General features: G+C 59.7%; 14 protein-coding genes. 6 read left to right on the top strand and 8 right to left on the bottom strand.

All coding sequences use genetic code 11. The features are described from left to right. Positions 1–81 precede the first annotated feature (81 nt). Positions 82–774, bottom strand: a complete 693-nt coding sequence (locus tag LRK71_RS16980; protein WP_232405140.1) for an EI24 domain-containing protein — start codon at positions 772–774, stop codon at positions 82–84. Continuing rightward, positions 771–1,349, bottom strand: coding sequence for a nitroreductase family protein (locus LRK71_RS16975; RefSeq protein WP_232405138.1), 579 nt, complete (start codon positions 1,347–1,349; stop codon positions 771–773). The genes LRK71_RS16980 and LRK71_RS16975 overlap by 4 nt, the downstream gene beginning before the upstream one ends. Positions 1,350–1,516: 167 nt before the next feature. Here LRK71_RS16975 and LRK71_RS16970 point away from each other — a divergent pair, with 167 nt between their 5' ends. Further along, positions 1,517–1,804: a DUF167 domain-containing protein gene (locus LRK71_RS16970; RefSeq protein ID WP_232405136.1), complete on the top strand. Its 288-nt coding sequence runs from the start codon at positions 1,517–1,519 to the stop codon at positions 1,802–1,804. A 105-nt stretch (positions 1,805–1,909) separates the two neighbouring features. Here the strand turns inward: LRK71_RS16970 and LRK71_RS16965 are convergent, their stop codons facing one another. Continuing rightward, a complete protein-coding gene (locus LRK71_RS16965; RefSeq protein ID WP_232405135.1) occupies positions 1,910–2,149 on the bottom strand; it encodes a DUF8831 family protein in 240 nt (79 codons plus the stop codon). A 157-nt stretch (positions 2,150–2,306) separates the two neighbouring features. On the opposite strand from LRK71_RS16965, the gene LRK71_RS16960 reads away from it, so the two are divergent. From LRK71_RS16960 to LRK71_RS16945, 4 genes are all read left to right on the top strand, one after another. After that, the gene (locus LRK71_RS16960; RefSeq protein WP_232405134.1) at positions 2,307–3,044 is read left to right on the top strand and encodes a M48 family metalloprotease; all 738 of its coding nucleotides are present in this window, start codon (positions 2,307–2,309) and stop codon (positions 3,042–3,044) included. Between the two features lie 30 nt (positions 3,045–3,074). Further along, entirely contained in the window at positions 3,075–3,458 is a 384-nt protein-coding gene (locus tag LRK71_RS16955; protein ID WP_232405130.1) for a YigZ family protein, read from the top strand. Between the two features lie 133 nt (positions 3,459–3,591). Next, on the top strand, positions 3,592–3,855 hold the full coding sequence (locus tag LRK71_RS16950) for a DUF6455 family protein (RefSeq protein ID WP_232405129.1): 264 nt from the start codon (positions 3,592–3,594) through the stop codon (positions 3,853–3,855). A gap of 53 nt (positions 3,856–3,908) precedes the next feature. Then, positions 3,909–4,187 carry a DUF6455 family protein gene (locus LRK71_RS16945; protein WP_232405124.1) on the top strand — a complete coding sequence of 93 codons (279 nt, stop codon included), beginning with the start codon at positions 3,909–3,911 and terminating at the stop codon, positions 4,185–4,187. Between the two features lie 84 nt (positions 4,188–4,271). Here the strand turns inward: LRK71_RS16945 and rimO are convergent, their stop codons facing one another. After that, complete coding sequence (rimO, locus tag LRK71_RS16940) at positions 4,272–5,678, bottom strand: 30S ribosomal protein S12 methylthiotransferase RimO (RefSeq protein ID WP_232405123.1); 1,407 nt, start codon at positions 5,676–5,678, stop codon at positions 4,272–4,274. Positions 5,679–5,871: 193 nt separating this feature from the next. Here rimO and LRK71_RS16935 point away from each other — a divergent pair, with 193 nt between their 5' ends. After that, positions 5,872–7,827 carry an AsmA family protein gene (locus LRK71_RS16935; RefSeq protein ID WP_232405122.1) on the top strand — a complete coding sequence of 652 codons (1,956 nt, stop codon included), beginning with the start codon at positions 5,872–5,874 and terminating at the stop codon, positions 7,825–7,827. Between the two features lie 132 nt (positions 7,828–7,959). Here the strand turns inward: LRK71_RS16935 and LRK71_RS16930 are convergent, their stop codons facing one another. The 4 genes from LRK71_RS16930 to LRK71_RS16915 are packed head-to-tail and all read right to left on the bottom strand — an operon-like array spanning position 7,960 to position 12,708. Then, positions 7,960–9,456, bottom strand: coding sequence for a phosphomannomutase/phosphoglucomutase (locus LRK71_RS16930; protein WP_232405121.1), 1,497 nt, complete (start codon positions 9,454–9,456; stop codon positions 7,960–7,962). A 23-nt stretch (positions 9,457–9,479) separates the two neighbouring features. Beyond that, the gene (gene kdsA, locus LRK71_RS16925) at positions 9,480–10,313 is read right to left on the bottom strand and encodes a 3-deoxy-8-phosphooctulonate synthase (RefSeq protein ID WP_232405120.1); all 834 of its coding nucleotides are present in this window, start codon (positions 10,311–10,313) and stop codon (positions 9,480–9,482) included. Positions 10,314–10,316: 3 nt separating this feature from the next. Continuing rightward, on the bottom strand, positions 10,317–12,071 hold the full coding sequence (locus tag LRK71_RS16920; RefSeq protein WP_232405119.1) for a KpsE/RkpR family capsule polysaccharide export protein: 1,755 nt from the start codon (positions 12,069–12,071) through the stop codon (positions 10,317–10,319). After that, positions 12,049–12,708 carry an ABC transporter ATP-binding protein gene (locus LRK71_RS16915; protein WP_232405117.1) on the bottom strand — a complete coding sequence of 220 codons (660 nt, stop codon included), beginning with the start codon at positions 12,706–12,708 and terminating at the stop codon, positions 12,049–12,051. The genes LRK71_RS16920 and LRK71_RS16915 overlap by 23 nt, the downstream gene beginning before the upstream one ends. Positions 12,709–13,050 lie beyond the last annotated feature (342 nt).

The raw sequence follows: 13,050 nt of genomic DNA, 5'->3' as shown, positions 1-13,050 counted from the left end.
AGACAAACGGCAGACCCGGCACCACATGCTATGTGGCTGCCGGGTCATTTTTTGGGGTGTTTGCTTTGGCGCGGTGGCGTTTCAGCCCTGGCGCCACAGGGCGTGAAACAGGTGGGTAAAGGTGGCCGCGCCCAGGATCGGGATCACCAGATTGACCAGTGGGATCGACAGCGGCATGGCCATCAGGATGCCAGCTCCCCAAATTGTTCCCCGATACCTGCGGCACATCTTCCGGGCCTCAACCGGGCCGACACGGCGGCTGGCGGCCAGGGTGAAATATTCCCGCCCCAGCAAGAAACCGTTCAGGGCCCAAAAGATAAAAGGCGCGGCGGGTGGGAACATAACATAGAGGATCAGCGCCAGGATATTGGCCCCGATCAGGATTCCTAGAAAATTCATCGTGTCCTTGACCGCCTCCCAGATGGGAATAGCTGCGGCCTCTGGCAGGTGGGGGAAATGGCGGTCTTCCACCGCCTGCGCCACCTCGTCCAGAAACAAAGAGGTAATGGCCGAGGCCACGGGCACCATCAGGAAGACCGATAAAAACATCATCAAAATGACCGAGCCGATGGAAAACACATCATCCAGCCAGGTGACGGGTCCAATCAATGGCAGGCTAACGCTGGACGCGGTCAGCCATTGCACCAGCCCCAGAAACCCGAGGGTGGCGCCAACCAGTAGCGCCAGTGTTAGTCCGACCCCGAGGAACAGAACCCGGCGAAACCGTGGGTCGCCGATTTGGCCCAGAGTTCTGAAAAACGCATCCAAGATCATGACGACATCCAGGTGGTCAGCTCTGCGATATCCGGGCGGGGGCGTTCTGGCGGGATGGCGCCCTGGGTGGCGATATGGATGATCCCGGCGATGCGTTCGTTTCTGGCGAGGTTAAAGCCTTCCTCGCAGAACTGGCGGTCATGGCTGGCCCAACCTGACAGCCAATTGGCCCCCCAGCCCGCCGCCAAAGCTGCATTCAACAGCGCCAGGCAGACCGCCCCAGCGCTGTAGCTTTGCTCGATCGCTGGAATTTTCGCGCTGTCTTTCTGCACCTCGATCACCGCCACGGCCAGATGGCCCAGTTCGAATTGGCTACGGCCCTTGGCAATGTCCTCTGGTGATTTGCCCAAACGGGCGCCGACCTGGCTGGTCAGATCGGCCAGACGCGCCATAGCCGCCTTTTCAATCACCACAAATCGCCAGGGCTCTAGCTTGCCATGGTCGGGGCTACGGGCCGCAGCCTGCAACAGCGGTGCCAGTTCTGCGCGGCTGGGGGCGGGGGCGATCAGTGTCTTTGCCGGGCGAGAGCGCCGCGACAACAGGAATTGCAGGGCGGGAGCATTGGGTTGGGTCATATGTAAAGCCTTTTTACATCAATGGGCGTAATTTCGGCATCTATAGGCGGAAATTCAAGAGGAGGGGAGCGCAGTTTCTGCCCAGCCCGCCAAGAGGATGCGACTGCAGCCTTGGAGAGAGGAAAAAATATCTGGTCATGGCGCGTCTTTGCAGGCATCCCTTGACCATGGGAAAGCCAAAGAAGAAAGACCTGCCGGATCTGTCGCATCTTGCGGTCAGGGATGGGCTGATTGCCGTGAAGGTGGTGCCAAAGGCGGCAAGAAACGCCCTGACCCTGGCGGATGGCCTGATCAAGGTTACGGTGACGGCCGCGCCAGAAAATGGCAAGGCCACCGAGGCGGTGCGCCAGCTCTTGGCTCGCGCCATGGGCACGGCCAGCTCCAACCTGGAACTGCGCCGGGGCGCCACCTCCCGTAGCAAGGTCTTTGTCTATATCGGCGCAGAGCCGCGCTAAAGCATATTGCGCAACTAAAACATGCGAAATCAGATGAGTAGAGCTTGGTGCGTGACTGAAAATGAATGCGATAAGCTCTAGACCAGATCGAATCTGTCTTTGCGTCTAGGGCTTGTCCGTCACCAGGCGATAGATGCCTTCGGGCAGGTCCAGGGCGGCTGCAAGGTCTCGCACCTGGGTATAAGAGAGGGTGATCTTTTGCACTTGATCGGTGCGAGCATCCAGCTGTTCAATCGTCACACATTCGGCAAAGGCATTGAGTGTAATGTCTTCTTGCAGCGGTGTTGCGCCTTCATCCAGCAGGGTGACGGTGGTGCAGTCAAAGTCATGTTCGATACTAAACATGGCTCATAGGGTGCCCCGATTTCCAAAGACTTGCAAGGCCATAGCGGGGCTGCCAAAAGCGTCCCCTGGTTGGGCCGGTGGGGACAATGCCGCGAACTGTGATTGTACCCCAGGCTCAATGCGGCTTATGATCCATGGTAGCAGCAGGGAACCCGATATGCGCCGTCCAATTTCCAAACTGGCTCTTGCCGTCACTTTTTCATTTCTGGCGGGCTGCGGCATTGACATCGATGCGCCCCCTCCCGGTTCAGCGGGGGGTGGGGGTTCGGTGGCTCCGCAGGTTGCAGGCATGGCCCCTGCGCAGTCGCAGCAGGCCTTTGCCACGGTCAGCCGCAGCGTGGAACCGGTGGCCGAACGCAGCTGCCGCGAATTGTCCAAGGGGGTGAACTGCGATTTCCTGATCCGGATAGAGCCGAACCCGAATGCGCCGCCAAACGCCTATCAAAGCCTTGATAAATCCGGGCGGCCGGTGATCACCTTTACCCAGTCAATGCTGGGGCAGATCGCCAACCGGGATGAACTGGCCTTTGTCATGTCGCATGAGGCGGCGCATCACATCCGTGGCCATCTGGCGCGCCAGCAGCAAAATGCCGTTGCCGGTGCCGTTTTGCTGGCGGGCCTGGCAAGCCTGGCCGGGGCCACGGCGGCAGATGTGTCGGCGGCTCAGGACATCGGGGCCAGTGTTGGCGCGCGCAGCTACTCAAAGAATTTTGAGCTGGAGGCCGATGAACTGGGCACGCTGATCACCTATAAAGCCGGGTATCGCCCCAGTGTTGGCGTCCAGTTCTTTTATCGTCTGCCCGATCCGGGGGATCGCTTTTTGGGCAGCCATCCCGCCAATCCCGATAGGGTGCGCGTGGTGCAGCAGACCATTCAACGCTATGGCCTGAACTGAGCCTTCACAGTGCAAAACGGACGGCCCCTGATGACCTCGACTGACACCTCTACCATACCGCTGACCCAGCTGGGGGTGGTTTTGACGGATCGTGGCTCGCGCTATGCGGTGACGGGCGCGCCTGTGACATCGCGCGCGCAGGTCGATCAGGTGCTTGCCAGCCTGAAAGAGGATCGCAGCTACGCCAAGGCAACCCATAACACCTGGGCGGCCCTGTTGCCGACTGGCGGGCTAAAGGCGGATGATGGCGAAAGCGGCGCGGGCATGGTGATCCTGCGGATGCTGGAACGCGCAGAGCTGCGCGAACATGTCATCATCGTGACACGCTGGTACGGCGGTAAGAAGCTGGGTGGCGATCGGTTCCGCCGGGTGCAGGATGCGGTACGCGCCTATCTGGAACACCGCGCGGAATAAGTGGCCTTTGGGCCGCCTCTGCTCCCTGTGGCGTGCTTTCTGGGGCGGCCTGGTCTGGCGTTGATCTGCATCAAAGTAAGCGTGCCCTCTGCTGCTAGGTTGTTTTCCAGCAACGATAGAAGGGGGAAAAACCATGTCTGACCTTCCAACACTCACGCGACATGCGGCCCTGTTTGATGACATGGGGCAGGCCCTTGGGCTGGATCTTCAGGAAGAGGCCATTTCCGGGCGGCTGCAGTTTGACGAGATCTGCGAGGCGGTACTGCGGTGCGGCCGCTGTGCCCATCCAGGGCACTGCGCGGCACAGCTCGCGCGGGGGGCAAATGGGCTTGCTGTCGCACCCGACTATTGCCGCAACCGTGATCTGCTGGGCTTCCTGAAAGAGGCAGTCGCCTGATCCGCTCGGGTTGGCCTGATCACCGCCACTCGCCACAGTAAAGGAGCTTTGACATGCACCCTCTTGGGGAGCCAATGCAGCATCTGCAACTATTGGCCCGGATGGCGAAGGCCCTGGGCGTGGATCTGACCGAAGCCTTTCACCGGGGCGAGATCAGCGCCGAAGACTGGGCTGAGATGATCACCTCTTGTTGTGGATGCGATGGGCCAGAGGGCTGCAAAAGGTGGCTGGACGCGCAGGAACGGGCCGGGGGCGCGGTACCTGCGGGTCTGCCATTGGGCCAGTGCTGCAACGCTGCGCGCCTGTTGCACCTGCGCGAAGGATCCCCCTAGCGGCGGCAATCCATGACAGACTGGCAGATCTGTATCAAACAGGTCAGCGTCCCTGCATCCCGAAAACTCGCTGCCAGAGCAGATCTATCCCCGGATGCACCCCCAAAGGTCATATTCGCCAGCCTCGTCCACCTCGACCGTCACCAGATCGCCGACCGACAGCCCATCGGTGCCCTCGTCGATGAACAGGTTGCCGTCTATTTCCGGCGCGTCTGCCTTGGTGCGACACGTGGCGATGCCGTCTTCGTCGATGTCGTCAACAATCACTTGGCAGATCTGGCCGACCTTGGCCTGTAGTTTGGCCTCGGAAATGGCCTGCGCCTTTGCCATGAAGCGTTCCCAGCGCTCTTGCTTGACGTCTTCGCCCACATGATCGGGCAGCGCGTTCGAGCGCGCACCCGCGACGTTTTCGTATTTAAAGCAACCAACCCGATCCAGCTGCGCCTCATCCATCCAGTCCAGAAGATGCTGGAACTCGGCCTCGGTTTCACCGGGGTAGCCCACGATAAATGTCGAGCGCAGGGTGATATCGGGGCAGATCGCGCGCCAGGCGGCGATTTCGGTCAGGGTTTTTGCGGTATGGGCGGGGCGCGCCATGCGTTTCAGCACATCCGGGTGGGAATGCTGAAACGGGATATCCATATAGGGCAGCAAGGCATTGTCCGGGTCGGCCATCAGCGGGATCAGGTCGCGCACATGCGGATAGGGATAGACATAGTGCAGCCGGATCCACAGTTCATCCGCCGGGGCCAGCTTGCCCAGTTCGCGCGATAGATCCAGGATGTGGCTGCGGACTTCTTCGCCGTTCCACGGGTTCACGTCGTATTTGCGGTCCAGCCCATAGGCCGAAGTATCCTGGCTGATCACCAGGAGTTCGCGCACGCCGGCTTTGACCAGCTTGTCTGCCTCGCGCAGCACCGCATGGGCGGGACGCGAGGCCAGCTTGCCGCGCATATCGGGGATGATGCAAAATTTGCACTTGTGGTTGCAGCCCTCTGAAATCTTCAGATAACTGAAGTGGCGGGGCGTCAGCTGCACGCCGGTAGCAGGCAGCAGATCGATAAAGGGGTTGGGGTCGGCCGGCACAGCGGCATGTACCGCATCCAGCACCTGTTCGTATTGATGCGGGCCGGTGACGGCCAGAATACGTGGGTGATGCTCGCGGATGTAATCGGGTTCAGCCCCCAGACAGCCGGTCACGATGACCTTGCCGTTTTCCTTCAGCGCTTCGCCAATTGCTTCCAGGCTTTCGGCCTTGGCACTGTCGAGAAAACCGCAGGTATTGACGATCACCGCGTCGGCACCGGCATAGTCTGGCGAGATGCCATAGCCTTCGGCACGCAGCCGGGTGAGAATCCGTTCACTGTCGACCAGGGCCTTGGGGCAGCCAAGAGAGACCATGCCAAGGGTGGGCTGGCCCGCGCGGGCGGGCTCTCCCAGGATGGCTTTGGGGGCGAGGTCGGGGCGAAGCTCTGGCGGATTGCTGGTCATGGCTGCGCATATAGTACGGGCGGGCGCCTTTGGGAATGGAGGATTTGCATCCAGGCCCGGCGATGTCTCTGCGGCCTTTGCGCCTTGATTGGCCCCAGAGGGCGAGGCAAGCGGCGTAAAAGCCTTGCATTGCTGCATTGCACCTGCTGTGGCTTGCGCTAATCTGTTTGAAATCAAGGGGCAGGAGCAGAGCATGCGGTGGGTTTTTCGGATATTGGGCGCTTTGGTCGCGACGGTCATGGTTCTGGTGGCGCTGGTCTTTATGTTGCCGGGAGAGAAAGTCGCAGGTCTGGCGGCGGATCAGATCGAGGCCCAAACGGGGCGGCGCCTGACATTTCACGGTGATGTGCGCTTTACGATTTGGCCGATTCTCGGGGTGAAATCCGAGGCGGTCACCCTGTCCAACGCGGACTGGGCCGGGCCTGAGCCCATGTTGACTGCTGAACGCCTGTCGATTGGGATCTCGGCCTCTGATCTTTTGCTGGGCAGGGTCCGCGTCACCGAGGTTTCGGCGCTGTTGCCGCATCTGAACCTGAGCGAGCGAGAGGGTGGCCTGGGCAACTGGGTGTTGCAGGGCGGCGGCGCTGCAGCCTCTGCAGGCGGTGGCGGGCAACCGCAGACACAACAGGCAGATATTCCGGCTGTCAGCATCGAAAAGCTGACCCTCGCCGGGGCCTCTGTGCGCTATCGCCCGCACCAGGGGAAGCCGATTGAACTGTCGGCTATGGATCTGGTTTTGAACTGGCCGGACCCCAGTGGCACCGTCAATGTTGATCTGAACTTCCTTCCCCTTGGCGCACCCATGCGGGTGCAGGCCGAGGTCGGCACCTTTGCCTCGTTCCTGAGCGGCAATGTTGCCTCGGTCGGGGCCACGGTTTCGGCGGATGGCGGTATGCTGCGCTTTGACGGGCGGGCCGATCTGACCGGGGCAGCAACCGGGCGGGTCACCGCCAAGGCCACAAATACCAGTGCCTTTCTCGCGGCCTTTGGCCAGGCTGGCATCACCCTGCCACGCGGGCTGGGCCAGGCGCTGAGCCTGGGTGCGGATGCAACCTATACCATAGATGGCCGCCTGGCCCTGCGGGATATGGCGTTGGATCTGGATGGCAACCAGCTGCAAGGGGCGCTGGACTTGACCCTGGCAGAGGTGCCGCAATTCACCGCGCAGCTGAACGGCACGCATTTGCAGGTGCCGGGGCTTTTGCCTGCTGCACCCGGGGGGGGATCCGGCGCGCCATCCGGTGGGGCGGCGGCCAGCTCGGCGGGCTGGTCAAAAGAGGCGATAGATGCCGCAGCGCTGGGGCTGGCCAATGGCACGGCGGTGCTGAGCTTCCAGAGCCTGAAGGCGGCTGGCTATGAGTTGGGTGCCAGCAAGCTGTCGCTGACCCTGGATCGGGCGCGCGGGGTGCTGAAATTGCAACCGGCAGCGCTGTTTGATGGGCTGGTGCAGGGGCAGGTGGTGGCCAATAACCGCAATGGGTTTTCGACCGGTGGCAAGCTGAGTTTTAGCAGCATCCGGTTGGAAAAGGCGTTGAGCCAGGTGGCAGGTTATGACCGGATGAACGGCGAAGCCCTGGGGGAGCTGGAGTTTCTTGCCTCTGGCAACACAGTGGATGCGCTGATGCACTCGCTCTCGGGAAAGGGCTGGCTAGAGGTCAACAAGGGCTTCTTTTCGGGATTTGACCTTGAGGGGCTGATGCGGTCTGGCAAGGGCAATGGCGGTAGCACGGTGTTTGACCAGTTGACCGGCAGCTATGACATCACGCAGGGGAACCTGCAAAACGATGATCTTCTGCTAACTCTCAAGGGGTTGCGGGCCGAGGGTGCCGGGCGGATCGGGCTGGGAACGCGGGATATCGACTATCTGTTTTCGCCCACGATTGCCGGGGTGAATGGCGGCAATGGTTTGACAATTCCCGTTTCGATCACCGGTCCCTGGGCCGACCCCAAGATCCGCCCCGATCTGAAAAACGCGCTGCAACCGCAGATCGACGAGGTGGAAGCCGAAGCCAAGGAGCGCCTGCGTGAAAAGCTGAGTGAAGAGCTCGAAACAGAGATTGCGCCAGAGCAGGACCTGAACGAGGTGATCCGCGACCGCATCGAGCAAGAGGCCAAGGATCAGTTGCAGCGCCTATTGTTGGGCGATTGACACGGGCGGAAGCGCGCGCCTGTTATATTGGCCCGCCTTGCGGCGGGACAGGTCAAGCAAAAGGGCCTGCCGTTCGGCAGGCCCTTTTGCGATTGGCGACCCTGGCTGAAGAGCCATGATCGGCAGATCGGATCAGATGGTTTGGTCGTAATCACCGACCAGGGGTTCGCTGCGGATCACCGCGTCGATATCGGCAAAGATAGCGCGCATTTCTTCTTCACTGTCTGAGCTTTCGCAGACCACAACCAGGTTTGGTGTATTGGAGGAGGCCCGGACCAAGCCCCAGGAGCCATTGTCGAGGATCACACGGGCACCATTTACGGTGACAACCTCTTTGATGGCGCGCCCGGCGATGGTCTCTTTGGCTGCGTGTTTGGCGACCAGTTTTTCGACCAAGCGGTCCAGTACGGTGTATTTTTCCGTGTCGGCGCAATAGGGCGACATGGTTGGGGTCGACCAGGTCTTGGGCAAGGCCTTGCGCAGGTCCGACATCGACATATCGGGGTTGCGTTCCATCAGTTTGCAGATCTCAACCGCGACGCGCATGCCGCAGTCGTAGCCCCGGCCAAGGGGTTCGGCCAGGAAGTAGTGGCCCGATTTTTCAAAGCCCGCCAGCGCGCCGATTTCTTTCACCCGGCGCTTCATGTGGCTGTGGCCGGTTTTCCAGTAATCTGCTGTGACGCCGTTTTTGATCAGTTCCGGATCTGAGGCAAACAGGCCGGTGGATTTCACATCGGCCACAAAGGTCGCGTTGGGATAGATCTTGCTGAGGTCGCGCGCCATGATGACGCCGACCTTATCGGCAAAGATCTCTTCGCCTTCGTCATCCACCACGCCGCAACGATCACCGTCACCATCAAACCCCAGCGCCATATCAGCACCCGACGCTTTGACGCTGGCAGACATGTCATGCAGCATCTCCATGGCTTCGGGGTTGGGGTTGTAGTGGGGGAAGGTGTAGTCCAGCTTGTTGTGGCTGGGCACCACTTCGACGCCGATCCGCTCAAACAGTTCTGGCCCAAAGGCAGAGGCGGTGCCATTGCCGGTGGCGCAGACTACCTTGAGTTTGCGGGTCATTTTGAAATCGCCAACCAGATCGTCGAGATAGGCCTCTTTGACGCCATCGACAAATTCATAGGATCCGCCTGCGCGGGCCTCGCCTTCGCCGTTCAGGACAATTTCGCGCAGTTCTGACATTTCGTCCGGGCCATGGGTGAGGGGGCGTTCAAATCCCATCTTCACCCCGGTCCAGCCATTGGGGTTGTGGCTGGCGGTGACCATGGCAACCGCGGGAACATCGAGGTGGAACTGGGCGAAATAGGCCATGGGCGACACGGCCGGGCCGATGTCCTTGACCTGAATGCCCGCCTGTATCAGGCCCAGAATAAGTGCCTGTTTGATCGTCAAAGAATAGTCGCGGTAATCATTGGCCACGACAATTACCGGGGGAATGCCCCGGCGATGCATCTGGGTACCCAGGCCAAGGCCGAGCGCCGTCATACCGGGCAAGTTGATTTCTTCGGGGTATTTCCAACGGGCATCATATTCGCGAAAGCCGGTGGGGGTAATCATCGGGTCGCGCAAAAAATTCCAAGTGTTTGGGTGCACCGGAGAGCTTGGTTTCTTCATCTTCAAAAAAATCCCTTTTGGGCTCAAATATGAATGGGGTTGGCTTTGGCGAGCGCATCAAAGGCCATCAAGGTCTCGATAAGTTTCGGCATCTGATCGAGGTAAATCATGTTTGGCCCATCGCAGGGGGCATTGTCCGGGTCCTGGTGGGTTTCCATAAAGACCGATGCAATGCCAGTCGACACGGCGGCGCGGGCCAGAACCGGGGCAAATTCACGCTGGCCGCCCGATGCACCGCCAAGACCGCCGGGCTGGGCCACGGCATGGGTGGCATCCATCACCACCGGATAACCGGTGCGCGCCATTTCCGGCAGGCTCTGCATGTCGACAACCAGGCGGTTGTAGCCAAAAGAGACACCGCGTTCGGTCAGCATGATGCGGGTATTGCCGGTGCTTTCGATCTTGGCGACGACATTGGGCATGTCCCAGGGGGCCAGAAACTGGCCTTTTTTGACATTGATCACCGCACCAGTGCGCCCTGCCGCCAGCAAGAGCGAGGTCTGGCGGCACAGGAACGCCGGGATCTGCAGGATGTCGACAACGGCTGCAACGGGGTCACAGTGCTCGGCCTCGTGGATATCGGTGAGCACAGGCACGCCGATGGCGTCCTTGACGGATTGCAGCACCTCCAGCCCCTTGTCGAGGCCAAGCGCAGGCTTGGCATTGATCGAGGTGCGGTTGGCCTTGTCGTAAGAGCCCTTGAAGACATATTGCGCCCCGGCCTTGTCACAGGCCTCTTTCAGGGTGCCTGCAATCATCTGGGCGTGATCTGCGCTCTCGAGTTGGCAGGGACCAGCCAGAATGGTCAGGGGGCGATCATTGCCAATGGAGAGGTCGGCGACTTGGATGTTTTTCATGACTTACGATGAAACCTGTTCCCGGAGAATGGATGCTGTGAGTGAACACAACAGATAGATACCGGAAAAGATCAGGAATGCCAAAATCGTATTTTCAAACTTGCGCGGATAGGAGGCTTCTTGGCTTGCGACGGGGGCAACCGCGGTGGTCAGATACCGCACTTGGCGGTTGGCCTCCATACGGGTCGATTCCACTTGCTGCAAAGCCGATTGCAGCATCAAATCGCGGGTGGCGAGGTCGGCCTGGGCCATCTGGATTTGCACCCGTGAATTGGCCAGCGAATTTTCGCCTTCCGAGGCATCGGTCATGCGGTCATTCAGCCGATTGATCACCACAGCCAGACGCGCGATATCGGCCTCGACACCGTCGACCTTGGCACGGTTGGGCCGGGTATTGTCCATCAGGGCGGCCAGTTCCAGCTCTTTTTGCTGCAGCTGCACCTCAAAGGTGTTGATCTGCGAGCGCAGCGACAGGATGACCCCTTCAGGATCCAGTACCGTGCCATCTTGTTGCAGCTCGACCAGGCGGCGCTGGGCTTCGCGGCGTTTGGTTTCGGCCAGCACCAGGGCTGCTTCGGATTCGCGCACCTGATCAGAGCGCTTTTGTTCCGACAGGTGATTCACCTCTTCCTGGGCATAGGCAATCAGGCGACGAGAAAAATCAGCCGAGACGTTGGGATCTGCGGCTGAGACCTCCATGCGGACCACGCCTTCGGTGGGGTCATAGCCGATTTTCACATTGCGCTTGTAGGTTTTATAGGCCTGTTCATTGGTTGCATTCGGATCCAGCCGCTGGATCGGGTCGATCCAATCCTGAGAGAAATGGGATTTGAAGCCGACTTCATCATCTAGGCGGAGCATGGCGCCCTTGGATTCCAGGTAGCCTTGTACCGCGATGGAATCCTGGCTGGTGGCAAACTGGGTGCCACTTAGCAAGCCGCTGACAGCGCCGGCACCATCAGCCTTTAGCACCAGAAAGGCGGATTTTGTGGCATACATCGGGGTGGCGACAGCGTAAAAGAAATAGCCGGTGATGAGGGTTGGCAGCATGACAAAAAAGGCCAAGCGCCCCATCAACAGAACCAGTTTGCGACGGCGCCGCCTGGCGATATCTTGCTGAATTTCCTGAATTTCCCGGTTGCGTCGTTCTGCCGGGCTTAGGTCGGTGGCGGGCAGATTGGTCTTGGCTGCAGGCACGGTTTGCGGCAGCTGCACCCGGTTGTCGGTGCCCGGAACATTGTCCGGCATTGCCTTGTTCTGCGGCACCACCAGTTCCAGCATGTTGGCGCGTTTGAAGGGATCAATGCCGTTTTCACGCAGCAGCCGTACCGCATCAAAATCCGAGGTGGCAGGCAGGTTATGCTTTTGTGCGACGCGGCGCGCCATGCGCAATTGCCGCCCCGTCAGCCCCTCGCTTCGGATCGCATCCATGTCGGTTTCCAGCCGGGTTTCACGGGCCGAACTGATCTCGCCTGACTGGGCAGTCCCCGATTTTGGCGCGGCCTTACCCCTGTCGGGCCCAGACTGTGCCTGGCTGGCAGAGCCGCTGCCCTGCGCAGCATCAGATGGTGCTGCATCAGCCTGCCGAGAGCTGGCTGTGGCGGCCACCTGGGCAGAGGCGCTGGCGGCACCGGCACTGCTTTGGGCATTCGGTGCCGGGACCGCACGTGCTGCTGCCGGCTGTGCTGCGGGGCTGGCCCCCGGGGCAGCAGGGTTGCGGCGGATTCTGAACTTTTTAGCCTTGGGTTTGATAGTCATAGAGCTGTTTCGCTTCTTCCAAGGTTTCAAACTGATTTAATTGCCCGTCCAGCAGCACAGCCGCCGAGCGGGCAAATTTTTCCAAGGTCTTCGCCTGATGCGAGACGATGATGATGGTGGTGGTCTGCAAGCGTTCCTGCAGGATCGCGCCAGCCTTTTTGTTGAACTCCACATCAGTGGTGCTCGGCATGCCTTCGTCGATCAAGTAGATGTCAAAGTCCAGAGCCAGCATCAGAGAAAAGCTGAAGCGGGCGCGCATGCCCGAAGAATAGGTGCCGATGGGCTGGTCGAAATATTCCCCCAGACCACAAAGCCAGCGGCAATAGGCTTCGACATAGTCGGGGTCCAGACCGTAAAGATTGGCGATATAGCGCGCGTTGGCCAGGGCAGAGAGGCGGCTGACCACGCCCCCCATGAAGCCAAGCGGAAAAGAGATCTTGCAGCCGCGCCTGATTTCGCCCTCATCAGGTTTTTCCAGCCCGGCCATCATATTGATCAGGGTTGTCTTGCCCGTGCCATTTGGGGCTAGGATGCCAAGAGATTTGCCTATCTCAACCCGAAAAGAGGCCTGGTCGAGGATGACCTTGCGCTGGGTTCCAGTCCAGAAGGACTTGCTGACATTTTCAAATTCAAGCATCTTTTGTTCCGGTTGGTACTGGTAGTCGGCTGGCTTTTTGCCTTTGTGCTGGCGCGTTGGGGTGAAGAATATATCAGGAATGTTAAGGGTATGGCCGCTGACTTGGGCTTTATTATGTCGAATTATGGCATAATTATTCAATCATTGAGTAACCATTTGGGCTAAATTCAAGCTGCTCCCTTCGCGAAACGATGGTGCTTTGGGTTTATTAACTGTTTTTGTTTTGGAAACAATGAATCCTGCGCAGAGCCATGCAAATATCTCTGTAGTGACAAGGGCGGGTTGGCGCCGAGGAAGCAGCGTCGCAATCGCGCGCGATGTGGCAGACAGGGGCAAATGCGC

It is taken from the genome of Pseudophaeobacter flagellatus, assembly GCF_021228235.1.
GTDB lineage: Bacteria > Pseudomonadota > Alphaproteobacteria > Rhodobacterales > Rhodobacteraceae > Pseudophaeobacter > Pseudophaeobacter flagellatus.
The sequence above is the reverse complement of the archived record's forward strand: the minus strand, read 5'-3'. Positions and strand labels throughout refer to the sequence as shown.

Bases quoted from the DNA above. Each gene is read 5' to 3' on its own strand.
- LRK71_RS16970 (WP_232405136.1), top strand. From the start codon at position 1,517: ATGGGAAAGCCAAAGAAGAAAGACCTGCCGGATCTGTCGCATCTTGCG.
- LRK71_RS16935 (WP_232405122.1), top strand. From the start codon at position 5,872: ATGCGGTGGGTTTTTCGGATATTGGGCGCTTTGGTCGCGACGGTCATG.
- LRK71_RS16920 (WP_232405119.1), bottom strand. From the start codon at position 12,071: ATGACTATCAAACCCAAGGCTAAAAAGTTCAGAATCCGCCGCAACCCT.
- LRK71_RS16965 (WP_232405135.1), bottom strand. From the start codon at position 2,149: ATGTTTAGTATCGAACATGACTTTGACTGCACCACCGTCACCCTGCTG.
- LRK71_RS16980 (WP_232405140.1), bottom strand. From the start codon at position 774: ATGATCTTGGATGCGTTTTTCAGAACTCTGGGCCAAATCGGCGACCCA.
- kdsA (WP_232405120.1), bottom strand. From the start codon at position 10,313: ATGAAAAACATCCAAGTCGCCGACCTCTCCATTGGCAATGATCGCCCC.
- LRK71_RS16915 (WP_232405117.1), bottom strand. From the start codon at position 12,708: ATGCTTGAATTTGAAAATGTCAGCAAGTCCTTCTGGACTGGAACCCAG.
- LRK71_RS16960 (WP_232405134.1), top strand. From the start codon at position 2,307: ATGCGCCGTCCAATTTCCAAACTGGCTCTTGCCGTCACTTTTTCATTT.
- LRK71_RS16955 (WP_232405130.1), top strand. From the start codon at position 3,075: ATGACCTCGACTGACACCTCTACCATACCGCTGACCCAGCTGGGGGTG.
- rimO (WP_232405123.1), bottom strand. From the start codon at position 5,678: ATGACCAGCAATCCGCCAGAGCTTCGCCCCGACCTCGCCCCCAAAGCC.
- LRK71_RS16945 (WP_232405124.1), top strand. From the start codon at position 3,909: ATGCACCCTCTTGGGGAGCCAATGCAGCATCTGCAACTATTGGCCCGG.
- LRK71_RS16975 (WP_232405138.1), bottom strand. From the start codon at position 1,349: ATGACCCAACCCAATGCTCCCGCCCTGCAATTCCTGTTGTCGCGGCGC.
- LRK71_RS16950 (WP_232405129.1), top strand. From the start codon at position 3,592: ATGTCTGACCTTCCAACACTCACGCGACATGCGGCCCTGTTTGATGAC.
- LRK71_RS16930 (WP_232405121.1), bottom strand. From the start codon at position 9,456: ATGAAGAAACCAAGCTCTCCGGTGCACCCAAACACTTGGAATTTTTTG.